Annotated in this window: 28 protein-coding genes; 17 read left to right on the plus strand and 11 right to left on the minus strand. The window is 58.9% G+C overall.

Annotated features, from left to right (window positions below; translation table 11 throughout):
* The first annotated feature begins 46 nt into the window (after positions 1–46).
* Both FHT77_RS25055 and FHT77_RS25060 read left to right on the plus strand, forming a co-directional pair.
* A complete protein-coding gene (locus tag FHT77_RS25055) occupies positions 47–1,831 on the plus strand; it encodes a PAS domain S-box protein (RefSeq protein ID WP_183757526.1) in 1,785 nt (594 codons plus the stop codon).
* Positions 1,832–2,079: 248 nt separating this feature from the next.
* Positions 2,080–2,367, plus strand: a complete 288-nt coding sequence (locus tag FHT77_RS25060) for a hypothetical protein (protein WP_183757527.1) — start codon at positions 2,080–2,082, stop codon at positions 2,365–2,367.
* Between the two features lie 455 nt (positions 2,368–2,822).
* On the opposite strand, the gene FHT77_RS25065 is transcribed toward FHT77_RS25060, so the two are convergent.
* Positions 2,823–3,548, minus strand: coding sequence for a L,D-transpeptidase (locus FHT77_RS25065; protein WP_246720162.1), 726 nt, complete (start codon positions 3,546–3,548; stop codon positions 2,823–2,825).
* 376 nt (positions 3,549–3,924) lie between these two features.
* On the opposite strand from FHT77_RS25065, the gene FHT77_RS25070 reads away from it, so the two are divergent.
* Positions 3,925–4,173: a PilZ domain-containing protein gene (locus FHT77_RS25070; protein ID WP_183757529.1), complete on the plus strand. Its 249-nt coding sequence runs from the start codon at positions 3,925–3,927 to the stop codon at positions 4,171–4,173.
* A 198-nt stretch (positions 4,174–4,371) separates the two neighbouring features.
* On the opposite strand, the gene FHT77_RS25075 is transcribed toward FHT77_RS25070, so the two are convergent.
* Positions 4,372–4,704 carry a GYD domain-containing protein gene (locus tag FHT77_RS25075; RefSeq protein WP_183757530.1) on the minus strand — a complete coding sequence of 111 codons (333 nt, stop codon included), beginning with the start codon at positions 4,702–4,704 and terminating at the stop codon, positions 4,372–4,374.
* A 218-nt stretch (positions 4,705–4,922) separates the two neighbouring features.
* Entirely contained in the window at positions 4,923–5,207 is a 285-nt protein-coding gene (locus FHT77_RS25080) for an acylphosphatase (RefSeq protein WP_183757531.1), read from the minus strand.
* 588 nt (positions 5,208–5,795) lie between these two features.
* Here FHT77_RS25080 and FHT77_RS25085 point away from each other — a divergent pair.
* Positions 5,796–6,467, plus strand: coding sequence for a spermidine synthase (locus tag FHT77_RS25085; RefSeq protein WP_183757532.1), 672 nt, complete (start codon positions 5,796–5,798; stop codon positions 6,465–6,467).
* Here the strand turns inward: FHT77_RS25085 and FHT77_RS25090 are convergent, their stop codons facing one another.
* Genes FHT77_RS25090 through FHT77_RS25100 form a run of 3 tightly spaced genes read right to left on the minus strand, consistent with a single transcriptional unit; the run spans position 6,468 to position 9,542 of the window.
* On the minus strand, positions 6,468–7,262 hold the full coding sequence (locus tag FHT77_RS25090; protein WP_183757533.1) for an HpcH/HpaI aldolase/citrate lyase family protein: 795 nt from the start codon (positions 7,260–7,262) through the stop codon (positions 6,468–6,470).
* Between the two features lie 19 nt (positions 7,263–7,281).
* Positions 7,282–8,145 (minus strand): sugar phosphate isomerase/epimerase family protein, encoded by an 864-nt coding sequence (locus tag FHT77_RS25095; RefSeq protein WP_183757534.1) that lies wholly within the window; start codon positions 8,143–8,145, stop codon positions 7,282–7,284.
* A gap of 26 nt (positions 8,146–8,171) precedes the next feature.
* Positions 8,172–9,542 (minus strand): amidase, encoded by a 1,371-nt coding sequence (locus FHT77_RS25100; RefSeq protein ID WP_183757535.1) that lies wholly within the window; start codon positions 9,540–9,542, stop codon positions 8,172–8,174.
* Positions 9,543–9,763: 221 nt separating this feature from the next.
* On the opposite strand from FHT77_RS25100, the gene FHT77_RS25105 reads away from it, so the two are divergent.
* Together FHT77_RS25105 and FHT77_RS25110 are read left to right on the plus strand one after the other, a co-directional pair.
* Entirely contained in the window at positions 9,764–10,069 is a 306-nt protein-coding gene (locus tag FHT77_RS25105; RefSeq protein ID WP_183757536.1) for a hypothetical protein, read from the plus strand.
* 70 nt (positions 10,070–10,139) lie between these two features.
* Positions 10,140–10,577, plus strand: a complete 438-nt coding sequence (locus FHT77_RS25110) for a DUF1810 domain-containing protein (protein ID WP_183757537.1) — start codon at positions 10,140–10,142, stop codon at positions 10,575–10,577.
* Here the strand turns inward: FHT77_RS25110 and FHT77_RS25115 are convergent.
* Both FHT77_RS25115 and FHT77_RS25120 read right to left on the minus strand, forming a co-directional pair.
* Positions 10,574–10,762 (minus strand): hypothetical protein, encoded by a 189-nt coding sequence (locus FHT77_RS25115; protein WP_183757538.1) that lies wholly within the window; start codon positions 10,760–10,762, stop codon positions 10,574–10,576. The two genes, FHT77_RS25110 and FHT77_RS25115, sit on opposite strands and share 4 nt — an antisense overlap.
* A gap of 64 nt (positions 10,763–10,826) precedes the next feature.
* Positions 10,827–11,450 carry a TetR/AcrR family transcriptional regulator gene (locus tag FHT77_RS25120; RefSeq protein WP_183757539.1) on the minus strand — a complete coding sequence of 208 codons (624 nt, stop codon included), beginning with the start codon at positions 11,448–11,450 and terminating at the stop codon, positions 10,827–10,829.
* Positions 11,451–11,590: 140 nt separating this feature from the next.
* Here FHT77_RS25120 and FHT77_RS25125 point away from each other — a divergent pair, with 140 nt between their 5' ends.
* Positions 11,591–11,797, plus strand: coding sequence for a hypothetical protein (locus tag FHT77_RS25125; protein ID WP_183757540.1), 207 nt, complete (start codon positions 11,591–11,593; stop codon positions 11,795–11,797).
* Positions 11,798–11,874: 77 nt separating this feature from the next.
* Here the strand turns inward: FHT77_RS25125 and FHT77_RS25130 are convergent, their stop codons facing one another.
* Positions 11,875–12,747, minus strand: coding sequence for a sigma-70 family RNA polymerase sigma factor (locus FHT77_RS25130; protein ID WP_183757541.1), 873 nt, complete (start codon positions 12,745–12,747; stop codon positions 11,875–11,877).
* A gap of 108 nt (positions 12,748–12,855) precedes the next feature.
* On the opposite strand from FHT77_RS25130, the gene FHT77_RS25135 reads away from it, so the two are divergent.
* A complete protein-coding gene (locus tag FHT77_RS25135; protein WP_183757542.1) occupies positions 12,856–13,314 on the plus strand; it encodes a carboxymuconolactone decarboxylase family protein in 459 nt (152 codons plus the stop codon).
* A gap of 61 nt (positions 13,315–13,375) precedes the next feature.
* Here the strand turns inward: FHT77_RS25135 and rhaI are convergent, their stop codons facing one another.
* Positions 13,376–14,668 (minus strand): L-rhamnose catabolism isomerase, encoded by a 1,293-nt coding sequence (gene rhaI / locus FHT77_RS25140; protein ID WP_183757543.1) that lies wholly within the window; start codon positions 14,666–14,668, stop codon positions 13,376–13,378.
* 81 nt (positions 14,669–14,749) lie between these two features.
* Between rhaI and FHT77_RS25145 the strand changes: the two genes are divergently transcribed.
* On the plus strand, positions 14,750–14,908 hold the full coding sequence (locus FHT77_RS25145) for a YqaE/Pmp3 family membrane protein (RefSeq protein WP_183757633.1): 159 nt from the start codon (positions 14,750–14,752) through the stop codon (positions 14,906–14,908).
* 3 nt (positions 14,909–14,911) lie between these two features.
* On the opposite strand, the gene FHT77_RS25150 is transcribed toward FHT77_RS25145, so the two are convergent.
* Positions 14,912–17,008 carry a bifunctional rhamnulose-1-phosphate aldolase/short-chain dehydrogenase gene (locus tag FHT77_RS25150; RefSeq protein ID WP_183757544.1) on the minus strand — a complete coding sequence of 699 codons (2,097 nt, stop codon included), beginning with the start codon at positions 17,006–17,008 and terminating at the stop codon, positions 14,912–14,914.
* A gap of 199 nt (positions 17,009–17,207) precedes the next feature.
* Between FHT77_RS25150 and FHT77_RS25155 the strand changes: the two genes are divergently transcribed.
* The 8 genes from FHT77_RS25155 (at position 17,208) to FHT77_RS25190 (ending at position 25,242) form a co-directional block, all read left to right on the plus strand.
* Positions 17,208–18,017 (plus strand): DeoR/GlpR family DNA-binding transcription regulator, encoded by an 810-nt coding sequence (locus FHT77_RS25155; RefSeq protein WP_183757545.1) that lies wholly within the window; start codon positions 17,208–17,210, stop codon positions 18,015–18,017.
* A 50-nt stretch (positions 18,018–18,067) separates the two neighbouring features.
* The gene (rhaS, locus tag FHT77_RS25160; RefSeq protein WP_183757546.1) at positions 18,068–19,063 is read left to right on the plus strand and encodes a rhamnose ABC transporter substrate-binding protein; all 996 of its coding nucleotides are present in this window, start codon (positions 18,068–18,070) and stop codon (positions 19,061–19,063) included.
* 72 nt (positions 19,064–19,135) lie between these two features.
* Positions 19,136–20,671 carry a sugar ABC transporter ATP-binding protein gene (locus FHT77_RS25165; protein WP_183757547.1) on the plus strand — a complete coding sequence of 512 codons (1,536 nt, stop codon included), beginning with the start codon at positions 19,136–19,138 and terminating at the stop codon, positions 20,669–20,671.
* A 10-nt stretch (positions 20,672–20,681) separates the two neighbouring features.
* Positions 20,682–21,683, plus strand: a complete 1,002-nt coding sequence (locus FHT77_RS25170) for an ABC transporter permease (RefSeq protein WP_183757548.1) — start codon at positions 20,682–20,684, stop codon at positions 21,681–21,683.
* Positions 21,680–22,693 carry an ABC transporter permease gene (locus FHT77_RS25175; RefSeq protein WP_183757549.1) on the plus strand — a complete coding sequence of 338 codons (1,014 nt, stop codon included), beginning with the start codon at positions 21,680–21,682 and terminating at the stop codon, positions 22,691–22,693. Before FHT77_RS25170 ends, FHT77_RS25175 begins: the two co-directional genes overlap by 4 nt.
* Positions 22,694–22,701: 8 nt before the next feature.
* Entirely contained in the window at positions 22,702–23,022 is a 321-nt protein-coding gene (gene rhaM, locus FHT77_RS25180; RefSeq protein WP_183757550.1) for an L-rhamnose mutarotase, read from the plus strand.
* The gene (locus FHT77_RS25185) at positions 23,019–24,398 is read left to right on the plus strand and encodes an FGGY-family carbohydrate kinase (protein WP_183757551.1); all 1,380 of its coding nucleotides are present in this window, start codon (positions 23,019–23,021) and stop codon (positions 24,396–24,398) included. The genes rhaM and FHT77_RS25185 overlap by 4 nt, the downstream gene beginning before the upstream one ends.
* A gap of 79 nt (positions 24,399–24,477) precedes the next feature.
* Positions 24,478–25,242 (plus strand): fumarylacetoacetate hydrolase family protein, encoded by a 765-nt coding sequence (locus FHT77_RS25190; RefSeq protein WP_183757552.1) that lies wholly within the window; start codon positions 24,478–24,480, stop codon positions 25,240–25,242.
* The last annotated feature ends 26 nt before the right edge of the window (positions 25,243–25,268 follow it).

The following is a 25,268-nucleotide window of genomic DNA, read 5'->3' on the forward strand; positions in this document are numbered from 1 at the left end:
GGAGAAGCCCCTGCACAGCAACGACGCATCACCCGGATCCGACGAGATGTCGGGCCGCATCTACGGTCAGGGCCTGGCCGATAGCAGTCTGGGTCCACCAAGCACATGGCCGCAGTGTCTGAAGTCGACTGTCGATCTGATGTTGCCGTCAAAGGCTCAGATCGTTCTCTTCTGGGGCGAGGATTTCATCGCACTCTACAATGACGCTTACGCCCCGACCATCGGCACCAAGCATCCGCGCGCACTTGGTCGCCCGGCGCGCGAATACTGGGGAGAGTTGTGGAGTGACCTGGAGCCTCTTTTGCGTCGCGTCCTCGATTTCGGAGAAACGGTCTTCGCCAAGGACCGCCCCTTCTACATCGAACGTCACGGCTATCCCGAAACCGTCCATTTCGACATTTCCTACTCGCCGGTACGCGATGAGACAGGCAAGGTGCGCGGCGTATTCTGTATAGTCAACGAGACCACTGAACGAGTCAGGTCTGACACGGCACTGCGCGAGAGCGAGGAGCGGTTCCGCGCCATATTCACACAGACTGCAGCCGGGATCGGGCAATCCGATCTCGCCGGCAGGCTGCATCTGGTAAACAGGCGGTTCTGCGAAATTGTCGGATATTCGGAAACTGAACTGTTAAAGATGCGGGTGCAGGACATAACGTTCCCGACCGATCTCGAAGACTACCTCCGTTCGTTCAGGCAAATGATCGAGACCGGCGAGAGCTTCGACATCGAGAAGCGCTACGTGCGCAAGGATGGAAGTCTTGTCTGGGTCGCGAATTCGGTTTCGCCCCTACGCGACGAGCACGGAGAGATCAAGCAGGCCGCCGCGGTTGTTGTCGACATCACCGAGCGCAAGCGCGCCCAAGAGGTGGAGCGTCGTCTTGCGGCCATCATCGCCTCCTCCAACGATGCCATTCTCAGCATCGATCTGAACATGCGGATCACGAGCTGGAACAGTGGCGCGGAAAAACTCTACGGCTACTCGGCACAAGAAGCCATTGGACGTTCTGTCATGATCCTTGTTCCGGACGACAGGATTGAAGAAGAACCTGCGATCATCAGGCAGGTCAGCGCCGGATTGAGGGTCGATCCCTACGAAACAAAGCGCCGGCGCAGTGATGACGGGCTGGTCGATGTCCTGCTCAGCGTGTCCCCGATTTTCGACGCCTATGGCAGGACGATCGGCGCAGCGAAAATTGCGCACGACATCTCTGCCCGCAAGGAAGCAGAGCGACTTCAGACGGTTCTTGTCGGAGAGCTCAATCATCGGGTCAAGAATGTGCTTGCAACCGTCATGGCCATCGCCCGACAGACGCTTGGGCGTGAGACGGCGAACCGCGCAGGGGTGGATGCATTCGAGGCCAGGATCTCCCTGATGTCGAGGGCTCATGACTTGCTGATGCACGGGAATTGGGAACAGGCAGAGCTGGAAGCGGTGGTAAAGCAAGCCCTGTCGCCCTATTCGCGCGAGAAGATTTCAATATCAGGCCCAAGCGTTCGCCTGGTGCCCCGTGCGGTCGTTTCGATCTCGCTTGCATTGCACGAACTGGCTACGAATGCGGCAAAGTATGGAGCGCTGTCCATGCCGGAAGGACAGATATCCATTCACTGGTCTGTCACCAATGACGAACCGCATAGACTCACCCTGCGATGGCAAGAAATGGGCGGACCAAGGGTCAGCGAGCCTACCCGAAGGGGATTTGGCTCCCGCCTGATCGAAAGCCTGCTTGCGGCTGAACTGAAGGGCGAGGTGAATATCACCTATGATCCGGCAGGCTTGATATGTGAAGTCAATGCCGTTGTAGACGACGATGGGATCCCAAGCGCCTGAACCAACCGTCGCGATAGCGGACCGCATCTCGATAAGCTCCCGTGCCGCTCTTCGAGTGAGGCGGTTGTTTGCTGTTTCAGGCGGTGTTTTCCTCCACTGCTTAACGCTGACGTTTGATGGTATTGTTGTCCCGCTCGCCTCGCGGGACGACCTGGGTGGCGGGATGGTAAATCCTCTTTCGCGCTGAAGGTGTCCTGAAATAAACCTTCGAAATCATCCGCCTGTCATCGAGACGGAGGCAGAAATGCATGCAGTTGTTTCTGGTTCAGGTGGTACCTTTCCAACCTTGCCGCATCGCTTTGGCGGGTTTCATGCTTTCCATTTGTGCAGTGGAAGCATGGGCGGCCCCGATTCTCATCGTTTGTATAGGAGCCGATAACACAGCCGGGAGAGGAACAGGCCGGCGGCATCCTGGCGGCGTCGCCAGAGATCAGGCCTTCCCGTTGAACTGGAACGTCTTCTTCATGGGCGTGAGGTTGATTCCCATGTCGTCAACGCTGGTGTTCCGCACAGCACAAACGCCGGTGGCAGGTTAGACGCGGATGTGCCCACCGGGGCCGGCTTGTCATTATCGACAGGGCCAAGGGAAATGACAAACAATAAAGTGGCCTAAATACCAAGGAATACGTCGCCGAGATCGGATTAAGTGCGCGTCACATTCCACTGATCCGATTACCTGGAGGTGGGCGAACCTTCAGCGCGTATCGTGATCCTGTGGCCGTCATCGCACCGCGGAAGGTCATGAAGAGGTTGCCGAGTATTTGTTGCCGCAGGCATTAAGGGCCCTGGGCAGTAGTTAGCGTCACGGTCACCCGAAGGTCCGCCCCATTGTTCGGCGGCCACGAACGATTTTCATACCCGTTGCCGCCGTCTCAACAGTTGCGTCGTCCTGGTCTAACCCTAGGGGTTCCTGTTCACCAGTCATGTCGAAATGCCCACTGGGGGATGCTCGGTCCGGACGCGCGGCTCGCTTTCACTCATCGCTCACGACCTATTTCACGAGGAGCGGTGCCTTTCCGCGGACACGGTCATAGAGATCGATGACATCCTGGTTGAACATCCGAACGCACCCAGATGACGCGTTCTTTCCGATCGTTTGCCACTCCGGAGAGCCATGGATGCGATAGAGCGTATCCTTGCCGTCCTGAAAGATGTAGAGAGCACGCGCGCCGAGTGGATTTGTCAGGCCGGGCTTCATGCCCCCCTTCCAATGTGCGAGCTTTGGATTTCGCGCAATCATCGAAGGGGTGGGCGTCCACGTCGGAAACTTCCTCTTCCACTGGATGATCGCCCGCCCCTTCCAGGCACGACCCTGCGCGCCCAGACTTACCCCGTATCGCATTGCGCGTCCGTCCTCGAGAACGAGGTAGAGAAATTTCCTCTCGGTGTCGACGATGATTGTGCCCGGTGGCTCGTCCGTTGCGTAGTCGACCTCCTGGCGCAGATAGTCGGGATGAACCGCCCTAGGGTCGATCGCCGGCCAGCGAAACTCCTGATCGTCCAGCTCAGCGTAGGCGATCGAATAGTCTGGCTTCTCAGGAGGCCGATCCGTCGGGACGACGGTTGACTGGGCTGCCGCCGCCCGGCTTGGCTCAAGCGCTGAAAGACTTGCTCCGGTCGGGGGAGTGTCGACGGATGCGACAAGGCGCTCCGAGGGGATTTGCGTACAAGCCGCAAGAAGGGAAGCGCCGGCCGCCACCAGGAGCGGTCGGATCAAGAACGTGGCATGCAACTTCAGGGGTTCCGATTCGAGTTTCGAGAGTGCGAGCCAGTCCTACTCGCCGACACCATGGCCGAAATGTGGTTCCAGCGGGCACAATTGCGCGAGCGGCGCGTCTGGACCACATACTGTTTCAGGAGAGCAACAATCAGTCCGGAACGGCCTCCCGGGATTGACCCGGACAATCAAGTCCTCGCTGTCACTCGCAAAATGGGAACGGTTTCCAGCCGGTCCGCCTCGAGACCGAAGGCATCGACCGATGCCGCAATGCCTCGAGATCTCAGAAGCTTTGTCTGCGACCGTACCTTGACCGTCTCATTAACTTCTCGGTCATCCGCGGGCTAATATACGCTAGACGCAATGAGGTGTGCCAATGGACAGCAGATCGACCCATAGAAAAAGAACGTTTATCGGAGGAAAGGTACTCTTTAACGGCGGCGGGAGTGTACTGGACTGCGTTGTAAAAGACTTGTCCGATGGCGGCGCGCGACTGGCTGTCGAAGCAGCACTCGCGGTTCCTCAGGAGTTCGATCTGAGATTGTCTGACGGCCGTGTGTTTGAGTGCACCGTCAGATGGAGGCAATTCGGCTCCCTCGGCGTACGTTTTGCACCAACCATGTAGCCGTGGCCCTGCAGCCGGATCGCCGATCCTTGCGGGCATGATGGGCCGTCATCAAGGGTCGAAAGGCTGCTCGTCGCGAAGCGAAAGATGGAGCCAGGACAGCGGAAATTTCGACAGCCGGGATCGATGGATGCCACAAAACGAACCGGCAGCGGATTCAACGTCCGCTGCCGACGGTGGTTCGGTGAGTTGGCTGCCTCATCTTGCCGGGGATTTGTAGGCAGATACGATTTTGCCCGCCTTTTCCTGGGCGGCCTTGAATTCCGAACCCGTGTATGCTCGCACGGTTTTGATATTTGTTACTGCTCCCGACGCTCCGATGACCAGGAGTGCGGGGACCAGGTCAGCACCGTCAGGAAATTCAGCGGTTACCATCCAGTCATTTTCTCCGGTCGTAATGTAGAAAGAGTGTAGTTTTCCGCCTGCTGCTTCCATTATGGCTCGCGCCGCCACCTCCCGGTCAGATGGATCGGCGATCATTCCTTTCGCTGCCGTCGTTGAATAGCACCCTGTGATGATGAAGAGTGGCATAAGGAATCCTCCCTCAACAACCGGGCAGATCGGCCGATCTGCCGCGCACCCAATATCTCACATCCGGGCGTTTGCCGCGACAGTTAAACCGGAGTCAATCTCACAGCGCGGGACGTCATGTGGTGCAGGAGGTCGCGCGTCGCCGTCTCCTCCCTCGAACCATCGCGCGACAAATGGATCGGTGTAGCCACGCAGGTGACGGAACCGACGACTTCAAGTCACACCGTGATCTCGAAACTATCTGGAACAGTCTCGGGCCGGGCCTTTTCGACATCGACGGCATCGACAGACGCCCCCGGCGGCCCTTTCCAGAAATCCTTCAGCATGCTCGAAACGGCGGTTTCCTCTCCGGCAATAAGGGCCATGACCGAGCCGTCGTCTTCGTTGCGCACCCACCCCTTCAAGCCCAGTCGACGCGCACGATCCCGCGTCCATACGCGAAAACTGACCCCTTGGACGCGACCGGTTACCCGGACCCTCATCACCATGGAATCTGCATCCATATCGGTCTCCCATCTTCCTGCCTGAGGGCAATATGGCGCTGCCACGCAGGATGTCAGCACGAGGCGCACAGACCGCTGCGCCTCACGTTAATCATTTACCGAATTCCTACGAATTTAGACGGCCTTATGGTTCCGAGCTGCTGGTACAAATAAGAATCGGCTCTATATTCGTAAGTGCTTCAACATGAAGGGATCTCGATCATGCGCAGGCTTATCGCAGTGACTTCAGTGCTCCTTTTCGGTTTTGCTGGTTCGGCCTTCGCGCAAGCGAGCATGGGAATGGACAGCAGCGGCCGCTTCGATGGTTCTCCGCCATTGGGAACATCTCCCGACACCGAGGGCACAGGCGGAGGAGGTCTTTCTATCCCGATCGATTTTGGCACGACCACTATATATTCAGACCAGATCAACTGGACCGTTTGCCCTGGCGGCCAGCGCGTGGAAGCCCAGCCTGGAACCCGTGCAGCCAATCAGGCCTGCCGGAATCTCCAGTAGTCATTGCCCGTACACTGTCCCGCGAGCCGAGATGCGGTTCGCGGGACCGCCATGCTGTGCTAGGGAGTGGCACGCAACGCGAGATACGAGAACATGCTTCCTTGGATTCAACTTGATTCGGCGCCGATCCCTGGCGAAAGCGGCGAATTGCGTCTGAAGCGACGCGGCAGCGAGTTTTCGATCATGCTTGGGTCAAACGAGCTGATGAACAGCCGCCTCAGTGGCTCCGAAGAAGCGCTGGCAACCCTTTCCCATAAGAAGATCAGCAATCATCCGCGCCCGACCGTCCTTATCGGCGGCCTCGGCATGGGCTTCACACTGCGTGCCGCCCTTTCAGTTTTGCCTGAAAATGCGTCGGTCGTGGTTGCCGAACTTGTGCCGGCGGTCGTCGATTGGGCCCGCGGCGCGATGTCAGAGGTCTTCCAGGGTTGCCTTGATGACCCCAGGGTTACCGTCCATCAGGGTGATGTAGGTGAACTGCTGCGGGAGCGCAACGCGAAATTCAATGCCATTCTGCTGGACGTCGACAATGGGCCTGACGGGCTAACGCGCCGTTCCAATGATCGCCTTTACGACAGCGCCGGACTGCGCGCGGCGAGAAATGCCCTTCTGCCTGGCGGGGTTCTCGCCGTCTGGTCATCAGGACCCGACGCCAGGTTCACCCGTCGTCTGTCTGATTGCGGGTTCGTCGTCGAGACGATAAACACACGCGCCAATGGCAAGCGCGGAGGCGCGCGTCACGTCATCTGGCTAGCGGTGAAGTAGTCAACCCGAAGCCTGAACCCGCCTGGCCGCAGCAATCGCGCTTGCCGCTCCTGCACGCAGTTGCTGCGTGTCGGCGCCTGCGATGACGAAATCGAAGCCCATCTTCAAGAGCTCGCCTGCCCGCTCGCCGTTGCTGCCGAAAACGCAGGCGAACTTGTCATGAGCGCGGCATCGGGCGATCAGGTGCTTCAGAACGCCGTCGACTTCGGGCGTATCCGGTGCCACCGAGGTGCCCTGCGAGAGTGCAATCGACAGGTCGGATGGCCCGATGAAAATGCCGTCGATTCCCTCAACGCGCGTGATTTCGTCTGCGGCATCGAGCGCGGCCCGCGTTTCGATCATGGCGATGGCGACAGTTGTATCGTTCGCTGTCGTCAGATATTCGGCTGCGGGAAGTCCCGTATGGTTCAGGGCCAGCGTCGGTCCCCAGCTACGCTCACCAACCGGCGGATACTTGGTAGCCTTCGCGAAGGCGGCCGCATCCGCCGCCGAGTTGATCATCGGCGCAATGATCCCAGAGGCCCCCGCATCAAGGAGGCGGGAGGCAGCGGCGAAATCGCCGACAGGAATTCGCGCGAGGACCGGCTTGCCCGCAAGTCTTCCCTGACCGATTCCAACGGCAGCCGACCCCAGATCCCAGACGCCGTGCTGCATGTCCAGCACGATTGCATCGAATTCTTCCTGCGCCAGATGATTGACAAAAAGTGGGTCGGGAATACCGATCCACGCAGAAATCAATCCGCCTTCGCCGCTTCTGATGCGCTGTGCGAAGCTGTCGATCGTCCTGCCACTCATTCCATGCTCCTTTCGCGGTTCAGCCGACCGCGCGCCGCCTGTCCAGTTGAAACTCCTCGATAAACGCCTTTTCGAGCCGGATGCCATCCCACTCGTCTGCGTAGAACGTTGAATCGTAGATCAACGTATATGGTCCGTCGTAGCCTGCCACCCGACACGCTTCCAGAACTTTGCGATAATCATCGCCATCGAGGCCGGACGAGTTGAAATTGGCCTTGGCGTGGCAGAGTTCTGCCCGCCGCATAATGTCGCGAAGACCTTCGTACTTGGCCGGCGCTGCCCAGTTGCCGAGGTCGCCATTGAGACCGACCTTGCCTTCCAGCGTGTCAAGCAGCCAGTTTGTTTCCGTAGGGGATGGCAGGAGATCAAACCAGTTCTCGGTGACAACCCGAACCGCGCTATTGCCGGCCTGTCTTGCAAGCCACCCGAGGTGCCCCGCCGAGCGCTCCAGATTTTCGCGTAATGGCGGCTGCTTGCCCGCAATCACCCGAATGTTCCTGGCGCCAAGCACCTCTGCGATCTCGAGCCAGCGGGCAATCCATTCGATGTCACGTTTCGCTGTTTCCGGATGGCTCGGATCCCCATCCTCGACAAGAAGCGTCTGCAGCATGATATCAGCTTCCTGAAGGGCCGCCTGCATTTCCTGGAGATAGCCTCGATCCAGGCTTGGCAGATGAAACGAGCATATCTCGATCCTGCCGATACCGTTGCTTGCGAGCTGCTGTGGGATTTCGATCAGCGATGAACGTCCCGGTTCATAAGGCTCCTTGCTGTCCTGGCTCTTGTCTGGATCGGGGCTGTAGGGATAGACGGTTCCCAACAACCGATGCAGCGACCACGTCGAAACTGCAAAGCGTCCATTCTCCAGCGTTCCTTCAGTCATGTTCGCCTCCTCGCAATGCCAATCGGTCAACTCAGGTCTTTGCGGATGATCTCCTCCGCAGCAAGGGCGGCACCGAGGACTGCTTCGTCCTGCCCTGCCACGGCAGAGAGCAGGAGACCGACGGGCATATTGGCGTCACCAGTCCCGCAGGGGATCGAGACGCCACACCAATCGAGGAAATTGCCGAGCATTGTGTTGCGCAAGGTCTGGCCGTTGGTTGCAAAGAACAGCTCGTCGTCGGCTTCGAGTGGTGCAATTGGCGGTGCCACATGGGCAACGGATGGGAAGGCGACGAGGCTGGACCCCACGCGACGCGCGACATCGGCAATCAGCCGCTCGCGCGCTTCCAGGATCGTAAGATAGTCCGCAAGCGTGATCTTCTCGCCGAGCCTCGTGCGCACGACGACACGTCGATCCATGTCGTCGGCGGCCGGCCCGGCCAGCCGTTCGCGATGAAGTGCAAAGGCTTCGGCAGTAACAAGAGCGCCATATCGGGTCATGAGCCCCAATATGGCATCGAAGGCCGGTATTGTGATCCGGGTGATCGACGCACCCGCGGCAGCAAGCCGATCAAGCCCTGCTTCAAAGGCTGCAACAACCCCGGATTGCGCGCCATCGAAGACGACGTTGTCCGGCACGACAATTTCAAGCCCGGCGACCGGTCGAGCCACCATCAGCGGGAAAGGCGTTCCACGCAAGGCTGCGTCAATCCAGACGGCGTCCTTCACCGTTCTGCATAGCGGGCCAAGGGAATCCAGGCTCTTTGCCAGTGGGTAGACGCCATTCATCGGGTAGCGACCGCGTGTCGCCTTGTATCCGACGATACCGTTGAACGCCGCAGGAATGCGAACGGATCCCCCGGTGTCGGTGCCCATGGCGACCGGCACGAGCCCGGCAGCCACCGCGACTCCGGCGCCGGATGACGAACCGCCCGGGATTCGCGGCACGTCACGACTTATTGGGTTTTCGGGCGTGCCAAAATGCGGATTGAGGCCAAGGCCGGAAAAGGCGAACTCGCTCATGTTGGTGCAGGCGATTGAAATCATCCCCGCCTGCTTCAGCGCTGCCACCACCGCTGCGTCGGTCTGTGCGGCCGGGCCGGTCGAAAGGACGGTAGAGCCGGCCGTTGTCGTGCGACCCTTGATGTCGAAGAGGTCTTTCCACGCTATCGGTATGCCGTCCAGCATCCCCCGCGACCGCCCTTCCCTCAGGCGTTTGGACGAGACCATGGCCTCCTCCAGCGCTCGGTCCCTCAGGACTGCCGTGAAAACTGCCCTATCCGCATAGGCGTCGATACCATCGAGCACGGCTTGTGTCACCTCGAGGGGATCGACGGCTGCAGTTTGAATGAGAGTGGAAAGCTGCGCAACTGACATCGCGCCAAATGAGTGTGCCATGGGCTATCCGCAATCTGAATGTCCTGCTGACCTAAGCCGAATTTTGTCGACGCGCCAAGCCCCATAGGTCAAATCAAACCGATTGGTTCGATTTTATGAACACTGCGTTTGCGTATTCACTCTTCAATCCGCGGCCTGAAAATCACAAATGCGTCGTGCGTGCTGTCTGCGGCAGAAGACGATCGTATGCCGATGCGCGCTTCAGTGTAGGAGTTAACAAAATGAAAGATGGTGAGACTTTGAACACGGCGCGCGGCGACGTGGTGCATCACCACGCAACGGAAGACGAGTTGAACGGCATGGGTGAACGCGAATATGTCGAGCATGTCAATGCAAACGCACCTTCCTTATCAAACCGAGTGATAGTCCTTGCAGCCTTCGTGCTCCTGGGCGTTGCCGGGTTGACGGTCCATTATACAGCTCCGATGGCATCCCTCGATCCGGCAACGGTCGGATCAATCTCAGAAACACTTCCATCGGCGGATTACTGCCGCGAGCACAGTCCATACCCCGACAGGTCCTGCTAGCGGCCTGTCGCAGTCCGGGCATGGACAAGGATCCCTGGCGATATAGTTATGCGTAAAGGGAGGGTCGTCGATGCCCGGCAAAATCGATTACAACCTTGAGCGCTTCGTAGACGCACAGAACGGCTTCTACGAGCGAGCGTTGTCCGAGTTGAGAGCCGGACGTAAGCGTTCCCATTGGATGTGGTTCATCTTTCCCCAAATGGCCGGACTGGGTACTTCCACAATGGCCGAGAAATATGCGATCAGGTCTGCCGAAGAGGCTACCGCCTATCTTGCCGATCCCGTCCTTGGAAGCCGGCTGCAGCGCTGCGTCGATGCAATCCTCGAAATCGAGGGCTTGTCTGCGCACGACATGTTCGGATCCCCCGATGATCTGAAGCTCCGCTCGTCCATGACGCTGTTTGCAGCCATCAGTGACCACGGCTCACCGTTCCACAAGGTCATCGAGCACCTCTATGACGGGGAGTACGATCAGCGGACCATACAACTGCTTAACGCCGGCAATTAGCGGGCATTCAAGTGTTCCAGGGTGTCGATTCCAGTGCCGATCTCGGTGAGCCGCTTCCGCAACTCCCGATCCGTACCGTCGTCGATCTCCTCGTCGCCGAAGCAATCGCGTGCCTCATAGAGCTCAAGCTTGGCTTCGAGCTCGGGGCGCTTTTGGTACAGACGATGAAGGTAGGTATAATTCATGCCATCCTCCCCACCTCGTCAGGAGAGCGAGAAGAAAGATGGTTCCCACCGACACGCCGCCTGATCACGCAAAGGCGGTGATGGCGGCGTTGCAGGCTTTGGAGAAGTGATTGCAGCATGTGTCGTTGCCCATTGCCTGGCGTGTCACGCGAGCCCCCTCAAGAAGCAGGGTCAGCGTATCCGCCAGGAGTGCCGGTTCGCGCGCACCGGCTGCAAGACAGAGCTCCTCGAGCCGGTCGCGCTGTTCAGCCTTATGGCGCTCTATCACACCATAGGCCGGATGCCCCTCGCCTTTGAGCTCGATTGCCGCATTCGCAAGATCGCAGCCGACGTGCTGACCGCAAAGGCTCTGGGTACGGGCTTCAACCCACGCCCTGAGCTGGCTCTTCGGGTCGCCGGGATGAACCGCCTCAAGGTCGCGCCAGATCGCCTCTGCCTTTTCTGAAGCACGTCGCAGCGTTTCGCAGACGAGTTCATCCTTGGAGCCAAAGTGGCGATAGAGCGTCATTTTGTTCGTTGAGGCCGCGTCTGCGATTGCATCTACGCCGATGCCGCGGATGCCGTGCTCACGAAACAGCAGGGTGGCGGTCGACACGATACGTTCTCGCGGTGGGAGTTTCTCGTCGACGTTGGCGGGAAATTGCAGGGCCAATGATTCAACTTTTTTTGCGGACAAGGTCCTTGACATCCATGTGACCGATCGGTAACAAATGAATTGTTACTTACCGGTAACACCACTCCTCAGCGAAGTCAACGAGACTTCATGCCGCAGTCACATGGCGCCGACGGAGTGGAACACGGGCTACTGCCCACGAAAGGAGGCAAACCATGAGCAAGACCAGAGAAGAATTGACGATTACCGAAGCCCTTCGCGACCCCCTGATCGCCATGGTGCTCCGTGCCGACGGCGTGAAACTTGACGATTTCAGACGTCTCCTCGAGACGGCAGCTGGGAAGCGCGAACAGCGGACTCCTGTGGGCAAATTTCTGAAGTCGATTTCGAACGATCCGGCTGCCATGTGCAGCTATTGCTGAATGTTTCCGGGCGGTTCCCTGCCCCTGTGAGAGTCGCCGCTGCCGCAGCGGCGGCTCTTTGTGTTTGGGCTCACCTGTCAGAACAACTCGTATTCCAGGTTTGAGAGGTAGGCTGGGTCTGCTACGGCATCAATGCCAGCAATCCTTTCCCCCTCGAACGTCATAAGCAGGACGACGCGCAGTTGTCCGCCGACCACAACGACAAATCCGAATTCTCCATCAATTTTTGCCGGCTGCGCTGCCTGGGCCCGACCCTTGAACGTCTCGGCAACTGCATCCGCGCCGCGCAGTTCGCGAACGGAAGGATTGTACCGGATTGCTGCAGCATCTGGGGTGAAGACCACCTGCGGGTCGAGGATCGACAAAAGTGCCTTGATGTCACCGAGCCGCGAGGCTGCAAGGAATGCATTGATGATCTGCTTCTTGCGTGTCGCGTCCGCCTCCGGCATGTCCGTCCTGCCCTGAACGCGGCGGCGGGCGCGACTTGCAAGCTGTCGTGTTGCCGCCGATGAGCGGTTGAGGATCGGCGCAATGTCGTCGAACGGGAGATCGAACATATCGTGTAGCACGAAGGCGACGCGTTCGGCTGGCGCGAGTGTTTCCAGGATCACCAGGAGCGCCAGGCCGACGGAATCTGCAAAGGCGACCTCGCGCTCCGGATCGACCGATTTCGACGTGTCTGCGACGCGTTCGTGCACGGGCCCGTCGAACGGCTCCTCGCGCCTCGCCTTTCTGGAGCGTAGCATGTCCAGGCAAATGCGTGCGACAACGGTCGTCAGCCAGCCGCCGATGTGGCCGATAGCACCGGCATCAGAGCGGCCGAGCCGCAGCCAGGCCTCCTGAACCGCGTCGTCCGCATCCGTGCGCGAGCCGAGTATGCGGGAGGCCACGGCGCTGAGGTGCGCCCTGTTCGCCTCGAATTCCGCCGCCAGCCAATTTTCTTGCATCACTGTCACATTCCTCCAGCCTGTTCCGTCAACTCCATGACGAACCAAACCCGGCCTGTGTGACAACACGGCCGGCGGCGTCATTTCGAAAACACATCAAGGAGAAACGTGATGCAAGCAAGAATGGGAAATCCAGCGGTTGTCGTTCCTGACGCGATGCAGGCCCTGCAGGCTCTGGCTGCCGTCCCCGCCAAAACAGGTTTGTCGCCAATCCTTCTGGAACTGGTCAATCTGCGCGCCAGCCAGATCAATGGATGCAGCGTCTGCATTGACGGACATCCGCGCATCGCCAAGAAGGCGGGCGAAACCGATGAGCGGCTTTTTGCCGTCAGCGCCTGGCGTGATACTCCTTATTTCACGCCGGCTGAACGAGCAGCCCTGGCGCTGACCGAGGCGGTTACCCGCATCAGCGATCGCGCCGACCCGGTACCCGATGATATCTGGAATGAAGCCACGCAGCATTTCGACGGCAAGAGCCTCGCAGCGCTCGTCATCGCCATCGCCAACATCAACGTCTGGAATCGGCTGAACATCGCGACCCGGCAGATAGCCGGCGAATGGAGGCCCTAATGTGAACCGGGTCGCTGTCGCGCCGACAGCGGCCCTTTGAAACGGCCGTGGAACGTGGCGATCAGATGATGCCGCCCCCCCCGGCGGCAGAAGCGGGCCGTTCGGCAGTCACCTTCTTGCGATAGCCGCTCGCCCGGTAGGTCCCGACCGGATCGATCGCACCACCGGCCCGCCGGCGTGCCTCCGAAAGGATCGGCTCGACGTCAGTGCGATAGGCGCGCTTCAGCGTTTCCGTCGCCATCAGCGCGTCGTTTTCGTCCTGGTGTCCAGTCAGCGCCTTGCGGTCGACCAACAGCGCCTGGGCGTAGGCCCGACGGATTTCGTTGGCACTGTTGATGAGGCTTTCGAGCGGATCAGTGACATTGTGCGACTGGTCTATCATATGCGCCGGATTGAAGTCGTTGACCCCACGCTGCTCCGCCTCAACCAGTTCATTGAAAACCAGGAACAGGCGGTAGGGCTCGATCGCACCGGCATCGAGGTCGTCGTCCCCATATTTGGAGTCGTTGAAATGGAAGCCGCCGAGCTTGCCGAACTGGATGAGCCGGGCGACGATCATCTCGATGTTGGTGTTCGGTGCATGGTGGCCAAGGTCGACAAGGCATTGAGCCTTCGGACCGAGCGTCTGGGCGATCAGGTAGTTGGTTCCCCAGTCCTGCACCACCGTCGAATAGAAAGCCGGCTCATACATCTTGTGCTCGGAAAACAGCTTCCAATCGTCCGGCAGCGCCTTGTAAATGTCAGCCATCGCCGCAAGGTAGCGCTCGAATGCTTTCGTGAAGTTGCTCTGGCCCGGGAAATTCGAGCCGTCGCCGATCCAGACGGTCAGTGCCTTGGACCCGATCGCCTTTCCGATCTCGATGCATTCGATGTTGTGTTCGACGGCCTGAGCACGGGTCGCCGCATCCGTGTGGCTCAGTGAGCCGTACTTGTAGGAATGCGCCTGGCCGGGTGAATCGGAGAAGGTGTTGGAATTCATCGCGTCGAAGCCGAGGCCAAGCGCATCGCCCTTCGCCTTCAGTTCCCTCGGATCGGCCTTGTCCCACGGGATATGCAAGGACACGTTTGGTGTCGCGCGTGTCAGCTCATTGATGACGGAGCAGTCGTCCAGCTTGTCGAAGATACCGCGCGGCTCGCCGGTGCCCGGAAAGCGGGCAAACCTGGTGCCACCGGTACCGACACCCCAGGATGGAACGGCGACGAAGAACTCGGACACCTTGCGTGTTATGGTTTCGATGTCGACGCCGCGCCGCGCCAAATTGGCCCCAAGGGCCTCGTAGTCCGACTGGAGCGCTGCTGCACGCTTGTCATTTTCCTGCGCGATAAGATCCTGCGCGATCCTGGTATCGGCCATTCTTTCCTCCCTTGCCGCAACGAACCAACGGCTCCTGTCCGCGTTCACCTGCGTGGAATGCTACTCATGAACGAGGCGGCCGTGGACATCATTCGAATTCTTCTCGCGATCATCCTGCCGCCTCTAGGCGTCTTTCTGCAGGTCGGTCTCGGCCTGCACTTCTGGCTGAATATTTTGCTGACGCTCTGCGGCTACGTTCCGGGGATCATCCACGCAATATGGGTGATCCTGCGGAAATAGCGATCAGCGCGGGAAGCTCTGCGCATTGCCAGCATCGACGTTGATGATGTTGCCGGTGGACTTTGCCGAGAGATCGGATGCCAGGAAGTAGATTGCCTCGGCGATGTCCTCCGGGAAGACATTCAGCTTCAACATTGAACGCTTGCGGTAGTGCTCCTCAAGTTCCCCGATCTCGATCTTGGAGGACGCTGCACGCTGTTCGCGCCACTCTCCACTCCAGATCTTCGAGCCACGAAGCACCGCATCCGGATTGACGGTATTGACGCGAATGCCGGCTTCTGCGCCCTCGAGCGCCAGGCAACGGGCAAGATGGATCTCGGCGGCCTTTGCCGTGCAGTAGGCGGCCGCATTCGGCGAGGAAGCCAGGCCGTTCTTTGACCCGACAAAGACGACATTGCCCCCGAGGTTCTGCCTGCGGAACAGACGGAAGGCCTCACGCGATACAAGGAAGTAGCCAGTTGACAGGATATCCATGTTCTTGTTCCACATCGAAAGCTCCGTGCTTTCGATCGGCGCCGACGAAGCAATGCCGGCATTCGACACCAGGATATCAATTCCACCGAACTCGACGCAGGCTTCGGCGAATGAGGATATAACAGCATCTTCGCTGGTCACGTCGAGCCTCAGGCTGCGGACGGCGTCACCTCCGAACTGCTTCGAAAACTCGACTCGCGTGCTTTCGAGCGCGTCTTGATCGATATCGGCCAATACGACGCAGGCACCCTCTCCGATCAGTCGGGTGGCTGTCGCGCGACCAATGCCGCCGGCGCCGCCGGTGACGAAGGCAACTTTCCCTGCAAGGCTCTTCGGCTTCGGCATCCGCTGAAGCTTGGCCTCTTCGAGGAGCCAGTACTCGATGTCGAACGCTTCCTGCTCGGGCAGCCCCTGATATTCCGAAACCGTTGATGCCCCCCGCATGACATTGATGGCATTGACGTAGAATTCACTGGCAATGCGAGCCGTCGCCTTGTCCCGTGCGAATGACAGCATTCCAACGCCTGGAACAAGGAATATGACGGGATTTGCGTCGCGCATGGCTGGCGAATTGTCGTGCTTGCAGTCGTTGTAGTACCGCGCATAGTCGGCTCGATAATCCTCGAGCGCCTTGTCAAGGCCAGAAACGACGGCATCGATATCCGGCTTTGCCGGATCAAACGCGACGATCAACGGACGGATCTTGGTCCGCAGGAAGTGATCGGGGCAGCTCGTACCGAGGGCCCCAAGCGGCTGCAGGTTCCTGGAATTTACGAATTCGAGGACAGCATCCTGGTCATCGAAGTGACCAAGCTTGCGCTCAGCCTGGCCAATCCGGCCGCGAATTTCAGGCATCAGCCGGGCGGCGATGGCGCGACGCTGGTCAGCCGGCAGACTCTCTGTCGATTGGCCGCCGAAGATCGCTTTGCCCTCGGTCTTTTCGGCAAACCATCCGATCGCTTTGTTGATGATATCGAGCGTCAGCTCGTAGCAAGCCTTTGCATCATTTGCCCATGTGAAGAGACCATGGCTCTCCAGCACGACACCGCGCGCGTTCGGATTTGCCCTGACGAACTCTTCCAGGTCGAGCCCGAGCTGGAAACCGGGGCGGCGCCACGGAAGCCAGCCGATGTCGTCACCGAAGATCTGTTTCGTCAATTCCCGGGAGTTTTTGGAGGCAGCAATCGCGATGATGGCGTCCGGATGCATGTGGTCGACATGCGTGAACGGTACGAAACCATGCAGCGGTGTATCTATGGACGCTGCGCGGCCGTTGAGATTGTAGGTGCAGTGCGGAAGGAACCCAACCATGCGATCTTCATCCTCGACCCCCTTGTAGATCCCTTTGAGCGAATCGAGCTTGTCCTGGTAGAGAGTCGCAAAGCCGTCGAGCTTGATGGTGCCGACATCGCCGCCAGAACCCTTGACCCAGAGGATCTTGACGTTTTCGCCGGTCAGCGGGTCGGTCTCCATGACCTTGGCGGAGGTGTTGCCGCCGCCATAATTGGTGATGCGCTTGTCGGCGCCGAGCAGATTGGAGCGATACAGCAGCTTTCCAGGCTCATCGAGGCCTGCCGCGTATGAGTCGTCCCAACGGTTATCAAGAAGCCGGACGGTTGCCGCCATGTCATCCTCCCATGTGAAATTTATTGGTGCGCGAACGAACTGTGCGCTCCCTTGTGCTGACGATATCGCTCATGAAAGCAGACATTGTCAATCGAAAACGATCAAATCCGATTATGTTGCAGCGCAATATGAAATTATATGATCGTTTTTGATTGACAGATTTTCATAACTGCGAAATAAGCAGGTTAGGAGGAACCCCATGCACGAACGCGAACGCCATCGCATCATCTTGAGCGCCGTTCAGGAAAAGTCGGTCGTCACAGTTCAGGATATCTCTGAACTGACCGAAGCTTCCGAGGCGACGATCCGGCGTGACATTGCAGCGCTGCATGTGCAGGGAAAAATCCGCCGCGTCCGCGGTGGCGCAGAGGCCGTGCATCCGCCGCAACTCGGAAATCTTGCGGGCCGCCCTTTCAGAGTTTCGGAATCGGTCAACATCGATAAGAAACGCTCAATTGCCCGAGCAGCTGTCGATCTTTGCGATCCCGGTGACGCCATCATCATCAACGGCGGGACGACCACGTTTCAGATGGTGCATTTCATGGCCGCGCATCGCATGCAGGTCATGACCAACTCGTTTGCAATCGCCGAGCACCTGGTCAAGCATTCAAAGAACACGGTTACCGTTCCCGGCGGTGTGATCTACCGCGAGCAGAGCCTCATCCTGTCACCATTCGACAATGATGCGATCCGCAATTTCTACGCCCGACGTTTCTTCATCGGTGCGCAGGGCGTTGGCCCCCTTGGGGTTATGGAATCGGATGCGCAGATCATACAAAGCGAGCAAAAGCTGATGCACCAGGCCGACGAGCTCGTCGTCATGGTCGATTCCAGCAAGTTTCATCGCCGGTCGAGCCTCATTCTGTGTCCGCTTGAGCGTGTTTCAACGATCATTACCGACGACGGCGTTCCAGAGGAGTCCGTTCGGATGATCGAGGATGCAGGCATCAAGCTCGTAATCGCGAGCACGGTTTCGCAAGCGAAGGGGAATTCCTCGTCGGTCGCTTGAGTGGCGCCGCAAGGATGTAGCAAGTCTTATTAACGTGGGAGGATGAAAGCATGAAACTCGCAAAAACACTGGCAGTGGGCGTCGCCTTTGCCGTCGCCCTGATGGCAGGCGCAGCAAGCGCCAAGGACGTCAAGATCGGTCTGGTCGTGAAGTCGCTCGGCAACGGCTTCTTTGAAGCCGCCAACAAGGGCGCGCAGGAAGCTGCCAAGGAGCTGGGCGGCGTGGAGGTGATCTACACGGGCCCGACCTCGACGACCGCAGAAGGCCAGATCGAAGTCATCAACTCGCTGATCGCCCAGGGCGTTGACGCGATTGCCATCTCCGCCAACGACCCGGACGCCGTTGTACCGGCACTCAAGAAAGCCAAGCAGCGCGGCATCATGGTCATCTCCTGGGATTCCGGTGTCAACAAGGACGGCCGCATCCTGCAGCTCAACCCCTCGTCCAACGAGCTGATCGGCAAGATGTGCCTGACGCTCGCCAAGGACCATCTTGATGGCGGCAAGGGCGACTTCGCAATCCTGTCTGCAACCACCACCTCGACGAACCAGAACATCTGGATCGACCAGATGAAGAAGCAGCTCAAGGACTTCCCGGGTCTCAACCTTGTTACGACAGTTTACGGCGACGATCTGTCTGACAAGTCCTATCGCGAAGCCGAAGGCCTGCTGAAATCCAACCCGAACGTCAAGGTCATCGTCGCACCGACGACGGTCGGCGTTCTGGCTGCCTCCAAGGTTGTCGAAGACAAGGGCCTCATCGGCAAGGTTTACGTGACCGGCCTTGGCCTGCCGTCTGAAATGGCAGGAGCGATCAAGTCGGGTGCGACGAAGGAATTTGCCATCTGGAACCCGATCGACCTCGGTTACTCCGCAACGCAGATCGCCTATCACCTCGTAAAGGGTGATGCGACCGGAAAGCCGGGCACGGAAATCGAAGCTGGCCGCATGGGCAAGATCAAGATCGACGACAAGGGCGAAGCCGCAATGTCCGATCCATTCGTCTACAACGCTTCGAACATCGACCAGTTCTCGAAGGTTTTCTAGTCGCACTCCAACAAGCAAAAACCCGGCGGTTCGCGCCGCCGGGACTTTTCACCTGAACACTGGTAAACGCTGATGAACACTGCCCTCCAACAATCCGTCGCGGGTATCAAGGCGGACGAGGTGCCCGCGATCCTGGAAATGCGCGGGATTTCGCAGATCTTCCCCGGCGTGAAGGCGCTCGATAACGTCAGCATCGCGCTCTATCCCGGCAAGGTCACTGCCCTGATCGGCGAAAACGGTGCCGGCAAGTCGACACTCGTCAAGATCCTGACAGGCATTTACCGGCCGAACGAAGGCGAGATCATCGTCGATGGAAAGGTCATGACCTTCGCCAGCGCACAGACCGCCATCGACGTCGGCGTGACCGCCATTCATCAGGAGACCGTTCTTTTCGACGAACTGACGGTTGCCGAGAACATATTTCTCGGCCATGCGCCGCGAACAAGGCTCCGCACGATCGACTGGAAACTGATGAACAGTCGCTCGAAGGAATTACTGCATTCCCTTGAAAGCAATATCGATCCGACGATCCGGCTGAAGGATCTCTCGATTGCGCAGCGTCATCTTGTTGCCATTGCCCGGGCACTCTCGATCGAGGCGCGCATCGTCATCATGGACGAACCGACGGCGGCCCTCTCGCGAAAGGAAATCGACGACCTGTTCCGCATCGTCAAGGGGCTGAAAGCGCAAGGCAAGGCGATCCTCTTCATCAGTCACAAGTTCGACGAGCTCTACGAAATTGCCGACAACTTCGTGGTCTTCCGCGACGGACGTGCAGTTGGCCACGGCCAACTCAAGCAGACGCCCCAGGATGATATCGTTCGACTTATGGTTGGTCGCGATGTCGAGAATGCCTTTCCGAAGATCGATGTGACGATCGGCGGCCCGGTGCTTCAGGTCGAGAAGTACTGTCATCAGACAGAGTTCCGCGATATCTCCTTTACCCTGCGCAAGGGCGAAATCCTGGGTGTCTACGGGTTGATCGGTGCTGGCCGGTCCGAGCTCTGCCAATCTCTCTTCGGTATTACCACGCCCGCCTCGGGACGACTTTCGCTCGAAGGTCAGGAAATTGCGATCCGCTCGCCACTCGACGCGATCAGCGCAGGTATCGTCTATGTTCCCGAGGAGCGCGGTCGTCACGGACTGGCGCTGCCCATGCCGATCTACCAAAACATGACTCTTCCCTCACTCGCTCGCACCTCGCGCAAGGGCTTCCTGAAAGCCGCGAACGAATTTGCACTGGCGCGCAAATATGCCGAGCGCCTGGATTTGCGCGCTGCTGCCCTTTCGGTTCCTGTCGGGACCCTGTCGGGAGGAAACCAGCAGAAGGTTGTGATCGGCAAATGGCTCGCCACCATGCCGAAGGTGATCATTCTCGACGAACCCACCAAGGGCATCGACATCGGCTCGAAGGCTGCCGTGCACGGCTTTATCAGCGAACTCGCCGCCGAAGGGCTGTCGATCATCATGATCTCGTCCGAGCTGCCTGAAATCATTGGAATGTCCGACCGGGTCCTGGTCATGAAAGAAGGCCTGATGGCCGGTCTTTTCGAGCGCAGGGACCTCACGCCGGAAACGCTGGTTCGCGCCGCGACCGGAAACGCTTGAGGTAATCGGAATGTCCAGACTTCTGAAAAAACGAGAAACCCTTCTTTTCGTCATCATTGCGGTCATGGTCGCGATCTTCTCGACGAGAGCCCAGGATTTCGCTACGCCCGGTAACCTCGCTGCTATCTTCAACGACACGTCGATTCTCATCATCCTGGCGCTCGCGCAGATGACGGTCATCCTGACGAAGTCGATCGACCTTTCAGTCGCCGCAAACCTGGCCTTTACGGGCATGGCCGTTGCGATGATGAATGCCGCCTACCCTGACTTGCCCCTGGTCGCCCTGATCCTAGCTGCGATCCTGATTGGAGCATTTCTCGGTGCCATCAACGGCTTTCTCGTCTGGGCGCTTGAGATCCCGCCAATTGTCGTGACCCTTGGCACGCTAACGATCTACCGCGGCATGGCCTTTGTCCTGTCGGGCGGAGAATGGGTCAATGCCCACCAGATGACGCCGACGTTCCTGAATGTGCCGCGCACTGTTGTCCTCGGCTTGCCGGTTCTCAGCTGGGCTGCGATCATCATCGTCTGCCTGATCTACGTCCTCCTTAAACATACCCCGTTTGGCCGCTCCACCTATGCCGCCGGAGGCAATCCGACGGCGGCGGTCTATGCCGGCGTCGACGTGGGCTGGACGAAATTCCTCGCGTTCGTCCTGTCGGGCGCGCTTGCCGGCCTCGCCAGCTATCTCTGGGTGTCCCGTTATGCGGTTGCCTATGTGGATATCGCCAATGGCTTCGAGCTTGACAGCGTTGCTGCCTGCGTCATTGGCGGGATTTCGATCGCCGGGGGTGTCGGATCAGTCATTGGCACGGTGCTCGGTGCGCTTTTCCTTGGCGTCATCAAGAATGCGCTACCGGTGATCGGTATCTCGCCGTTCACGCAAATGGCGATTTCAGGCACCGTCATCATCCTGGCCGTTGCCTTCAACGCAAGGCGCGAACGCAATCGTGGTCGCATCATCCTTCGAGACAAGGCTGCGGGAGAGACCCCAGCAGAGGTTGCAGCATGAGCACCGTCCTTTTTACGCCGGGTGAAAAGCGGGTCATTCCCGATCGCCTCGGCACACCGTTCAAGCGCGTCATTTCGAGCTGGGAGGTCTTGCTCTTTGGCGTCGCCGTACTGATTTTCATCTTCAATTGCGTGGCATCGCCCTACTTTCTTGATGCCTGGAACCTCTCGGATGCGACCTTTAACTTTACCGAAAAGGCAATGATTGCCTTTGCGATGGCGTTGCTGGTCATCGCCGGCGAGATCGATCTGTCGGTCGCCGCCATCATCGCACTTGCCTCGACCGCCATGGGTGCGGCCGCCCAGCTTGGCGTCGGCGCGCCCGGGCTCGTAGTCATCGGCATCGTCGTCGGGCTGGTCTGTGGCATGTTCAACGGCTTCCTCGTCTCGGTCATGAAACTGCCGTCGATCGTCGTGACGATCGGGACGATGAGCCTCTTCCGCGGGATCTCCTACATCGTCCTCGGAGACCAGGCCTACGGCGGTTACCCGGAAGAGTTCGCCTTCTTCGGCCAGGGCTATGTGTTCTGGGTGTTCTCCTTTGAATTCGTCCTCTTCATCGTGCTGGCGATCGCATTCTCGATCCTGCTGCATGCGACGAATTTTGGCCGCCAGGTCTATACGATCGGCAACAATGATTTCGCCGCCCGCTTTTCCGGCATCCCCGTCGAGCGGGTGAAATTCATTCTCTTCGTCCTGACTGGCGTGATGAGCGGGATTGCCGCGGTCTGCCTGACGTCGCGGCTCGGCTCGACCCGTCCCTCTATCGCACAGGGTTGGGAGCTCGAAGTCGTTACCATGGTGGTTCTCGGGGGTGTTTCCATTCTCGGCGGCTCCGGCAAGATCGGCGGTGTCGTAATCGCTGCCTTTGTCATGGGCCTGGTGACCTTCGGCCTCGGACTTCTCAATGTTCCGGGTATCGTAATGTCTATCTTCATTGGCCTGCTCCTCATCATCACGATCGCGATTCCAATCGTTGCACGACGCATCAAGACCATGAGCTCGAAGTGAGTGGACAAATGACGATCGAAAAGCACGCCTTCAAGATGACGCTCAATCCGGGAATGGAAGCCGAATACAGGAAACGGCATGACGAAATTTGGCCGGAGCTGGTCGAATTGCTGCATCAATCCGGGGCGAGCGACTACTCGATCCACCTCGATCGGGAGACAAATACGCTGTTCGGCGTGCTGAGCCGTCGTGCCGACCATACGATGACGAGCCTGCCCGACCATCCCGTGATGAAAAGATGGTGGGCGCATATGGCTGACATCATGGCTACCAATCCTGACAATTCGCCGGTCCAGAGTGATCTCGTTACCGTCTTTCACATGCCATGACCACGCAGGATTTCAGATACGTCGCTGTTTTCGATATCGGCAAGACCAACGCCAAGGTTGTAGTGCTCGACAGTGCATCGGGTGCGGAAATCGCGGTGGCGAAGACACCGAATACGGTCCTGAGGCACGGTCTCTATCCACATTATGATGTTGACGGTCTCTGGGCCTTCGCGATCAGGGCGCTCCGATCCTTTGCAAAAACACCGGGTTTCGATGCAATTTCTGTCACGACGCACGGGGCATCTGCAGCTCTCCTCGACGCAACCGGCACTCTTGCCATGCCCGTGCTCGACTACGAGCACGACTATCCCGAAGAGATCAGCAAAGCCTATGCGCGCCTGCGCCCTGCCTTCGAGGAGACCTATTCACCGCATCAGATGATGGGGCTGAATGTTGGAGCGCAACTGCATTACCAGAAGACCAACTTTCCTGACGAATTCGCAAACGTTGCGACAATCGTCACGTACCCCCAATACTGGACGGGGCGACTGGCTGGCGTCTTTTCGAACGAGGTGACATCACTCGGCTGCCATACCGACCTGTGGGATCCCCGTCACGGACGATATTCCTCGCTCGTCGATACGCTTGGCATTCGGGAGCTGATGGCACCGATCCGGTCTGCCTTCGACCCGCTCGGCATGGTCCTCCCTGGTGTCGCGCGGGAGATTGGCCTGCGATCGGATATTCCCGTCTATTGCGGCATCCACGATTCCAACGCCTCCCTGCTCCCGCACCTAGTGGCTCGTGCCGCGCCGTTCGCCGTCGTATCGACCGGAACCTGGGTCGTCACGTTCGGCGTTGGAGGTAACTTCGATCGTCTCGATCCCGGCCGCGATACGCTTGCCAATGTCGATGCCTATGGCCGCGCCGTTCCTTCGTCACGGTTCATGGGAGGCCGCGAGTTCGAAACCATATTACGCGAGATCGGAAGTACCAGCGAAGAATATGTTCGCCGCGCCGTCGAGCACGTGATTTCGGAGGGCGTCATGCTGCTTCCCAATGTCGTGTCGGGCTCCGGTCCGTTTCCGGGCAAAAAGGGCAGATGGCTCAACGCCGAGGGCGCCAGCGCCGAACAACGCTACGCGGCCCTGTGCCTGTATCTTGCTCTGATGAGCCAGACCTGCCTCGACCTCGTCGTCGCAGACGGCCCCGTCATCGTCGAAGGGCCGTTTGCCCTCAACGAAACCTATCTCGTCCTGCTTGCAGCGCTGACCGGGAGGACAATCGTTGCAATTCCCGGATCAACGGGCACGAGCCAAGGCGCGGCGCTGTTGACCGGCATCACCCCCCACCCCGGAACCGAGCGCCGCATCAAGCCGGCCACAATTCCCGGGCTTCTGGACTATCGCCAGAACTGGTATTCTGCCCTGGCATAACTGTCTTTCCATCGAGGCTCTCGCGCCAGCCTTTCTCGGCCGATAAACTCGCGACTCAGATCAAAATGGAGAAGACCACATGGCAGATCCAGCCACCACATTCGATCCACGTGCCCTTGCATCGAAGCTTCACGCGCTGCATCGCGCCGGAGACCAGGCGCCGACCTCGGCTTTCGTCCTCCCCACTGATCTTCGCCATGCAATGGACGTGCAGAATTTTCTGGCAGCCGATGAGGCGATCTCCAGTAATGCTTGGAAGGTAACCGTGTCACCCGATGGGCAGGCGGTCACAGCTCCTCTCCACCCCTATGTTCAGGGTGATTCCGGCGCGCAGATCCCGTGGAAGCGGGGTACGAAGTTCGAGGCGGAGATCGCCGTCCGTCTGGGGCATGATCTTCCGATCCGTGCTGCTGCGGACTACACACGTGCGGACCTCGTCGAGGCAATCGCTGCGGTGCATCTCGGCGCAGAATTTCTTTTGAGCGCCATCGAGGAGAGCGGGAAGGTTTCATTCCTGCTGTTCCTCGCGGACCGCCTCGGCAACAGTGGCTATGTGCTCGGCCCGAACGTTGCGAAATCTGTGATCGACACAGCCAGTGGCACGCCGCTTCTGGTGACGTTGAACGGCCAATCGATCTATGACGCTCCCGCCCAGCATCCAAAGGGCGACGTCCTGTCTTGGCTCCTGGACTATGCGAATGACAAGCTGCGGCCAGCGACATCGCTCAAGGCCGGCGCTGTCATCACCACAGGCACGCTTTGTGGTGCGATCGAGCTTCTTACACCGGGTGACATTGAAATTGTGCTCGATGGAACAACCCGTTTGGGCATGACGATCTCCTGAGGAGAAGAAGATCATGGACGATCGGC

Origin of the sequence: Rhizobium sp. BK181 (assembly GCF_014193305.1) — a bacterium.
Taxonomy (GTDB): Bacteria; Pseudomonadota; Alphaproteobacteria; order Rhizobiales; family Rhizobiaceae; genus Rhizobium.

What these genes read in the sequence shown, in the direction of transcription:
- rhaS (WP_183757546.1), top strand. Translation starts at nt 18,068, where the DNA reads ATGAAACTCGCAAAAACACTGGCAGTGGGCGTCGCCTTTGCCGTCGCC.
- FHT77_RS25155 (WP_183757545.1), top strand. Translation starts at nt 17,208, where the DNA reads ATGCACGAACGCGAACGCCATCGCATCATCTTGAGCGCCGTTCAGGAA.
- FHT77_RS25100 (WP_183757535.1), bottom strand. Translation starts at nt 9,542, where the DNA reads ATGGCACACTCATTTGGCGCGATGTCAGTTGCGCAGCTTTCCACTCTC.
- FHT77_RS25105 (WP_183757536.1), top strand. Translation starts at nt 9,764, where the DNA reads ATGAAAGATGGTGAGACTTTGAACACGGCGCGCGGCGACGTGGTGCAT.
- FHT77_RS25185 (WP_183757551.1), top strand. Translation starts at nt 23,019, where the DNA reads ATGACCACGCAGGATTTCAGATACGTCGCTGTTTTCGATATCGGCAAG.
- FHT77_RS25095 (WP_183757534.1), bottom strand. Translation starts at nt 8,145, where the DNA reads ATGACTGAAGGAACGCTGGAGAATGGACGCTTTGCAGTTTCGACGTGG.
- FHT77_RS25150 (WP_183757544.1), bottom strand. Translation starts at nt 17,008, where the DNA reads ATGGCGGCAACCGTCCGGCTTCTTGATAACCGTTGGGACGACTCATAC.
- rhaM (WP_183757550.1), top strand. Translation starts at nt 22,702, where the DNA reads ATGACGATCGAAAAGCACGCCTTCAAGATGACGCTCAATCCGGGAATG.
- FHT77_RS25110 (WP_183757537.1), top strand. Translation starts at nt 10,140, where the DNA reads ATGCCCGGCAAAATCGATTACAACCTTGAGCGCTTCGTAGACGCACAG.
- FHT77_RS25190 (WP_183757552.1), top strand. Translation starts at nt 24,478, where the DNA reads ATGGCAGATCCAGCCACCACATTCGATCCACGTGCCCTTGCATCGAAG.
- FHT77_RS25170 (WP_183757548.1), top strand. Translation starts at nt 20,682, where the DNA reads ATGTCCAGACTTCTGAAAAAACGAGAAACCCTTCTTTTCGTCATCATT.
- FHT77_RS25060 (WP_183757527.1), top strand. Translation starts at nt 2,080, where the DNA reads ATGCAGTTGTTTCTGGTTCAGGTGGTACCTTTCCAACCTTGCCGCATC.
- FHT77_RS25175 (WP_183757549.1), top strand. Translation starts at nt 21,680, where the DNA reads ATGAGCACCGTCCTTTTTACGCCGGGTGAAAAGCGGGTCATTCCCGAT.
- FHT77_RS25165 (WP_183757547.1), top strand. Translation starts at nt 19,136, where the DNA reads ATGAACACTGCCCTCCAACAATCCGTCGCGGGTATCAAGGCGGACGAG.
- FHT77_RS25085 (WP_183757532.1), top strand. Translation starts at nt 5,796, where the DNA reads ATGCTTCCTTGGATTCAACTTGATTCGGCGCCGATCCCTGGCGAAAGC.
- FHT77_RS25120 (WP_183757539.1), bottom strand. Translation starts at nt 11,450, where the DNA reads ATGTCAAGGACCTTGTCCGCAAAAAAAGTTGAATCATTGGCCCTGCAA.
- FHT77_RS25080 (WP_183757531.1), bottom strand. Translation starts at nt 5,207, where the DNA reads ATGGATGCAGATTCCATGGTGATGAGGGTCCGGGTAACCGGTCGCGTC.
- FHT77_RS25090 (WP_183757533.1), bottom strand. Translation starts at nt 7,262, where the DNA reads ATGAGTGGCAGGACGATCGACAGCTTCGCACAGCGCATCAGAAGCGGC.
- FHT77_RS25075 (WP_183757530.1), bottom strand. Translation starts at nt 4,704, where the DNA reads ATGCCACTCTTCATCATCACAGGGTGCTATTCAACGACGGCAGCGAAA.
- FHT77_RS25135 (WP_183757542.1), top strand. Translation starts at nt 12,856, where the DNA reads ATGCAAGCAAGAATGGGAAATCCAGCGGTTGTCGTTCCTGACGCGATG.
- FHT77_RS25125 (WP_183757540.1), top strand. Translation starts at nt 11,591, where the DNA reads ATGAGCAAGACCAGAGAAGAATTGACGATTACCGAAGCCCTTCGCGAC.
- FHT77_RS25055 (WP_183757526.1), top strand. Translation starts at nt 47, where the DNA reads ATGTCGGGCCGCATCTACGGTCAGGGCCTGGCCGATAGCAGTCTGGGT.
- FHT77_RS25070 (WP_183757529.1), top strand. Translation starts at nt 3,925, where the DNA reads ATGGACAGCAGATCGACCCATAGAAAAAGAACGTTTATCGGAGGAAAG.
- FHT77_RS25115 (WP_183757538.1), bottom strand. Translation starts at nt 10,762, where the DNA reads ATGAATTATACCTACCTTCATCGTCTGTACCAAAAGCGCCCCGAGCTC.
- rhaI (WP_183757543.1), bottom strand. Translation starts at nt 14,668, where the DNA reads ATGGCCGATACCAGGATCGCGCAGGATCTTATCGCGCAGGAAAATGAC.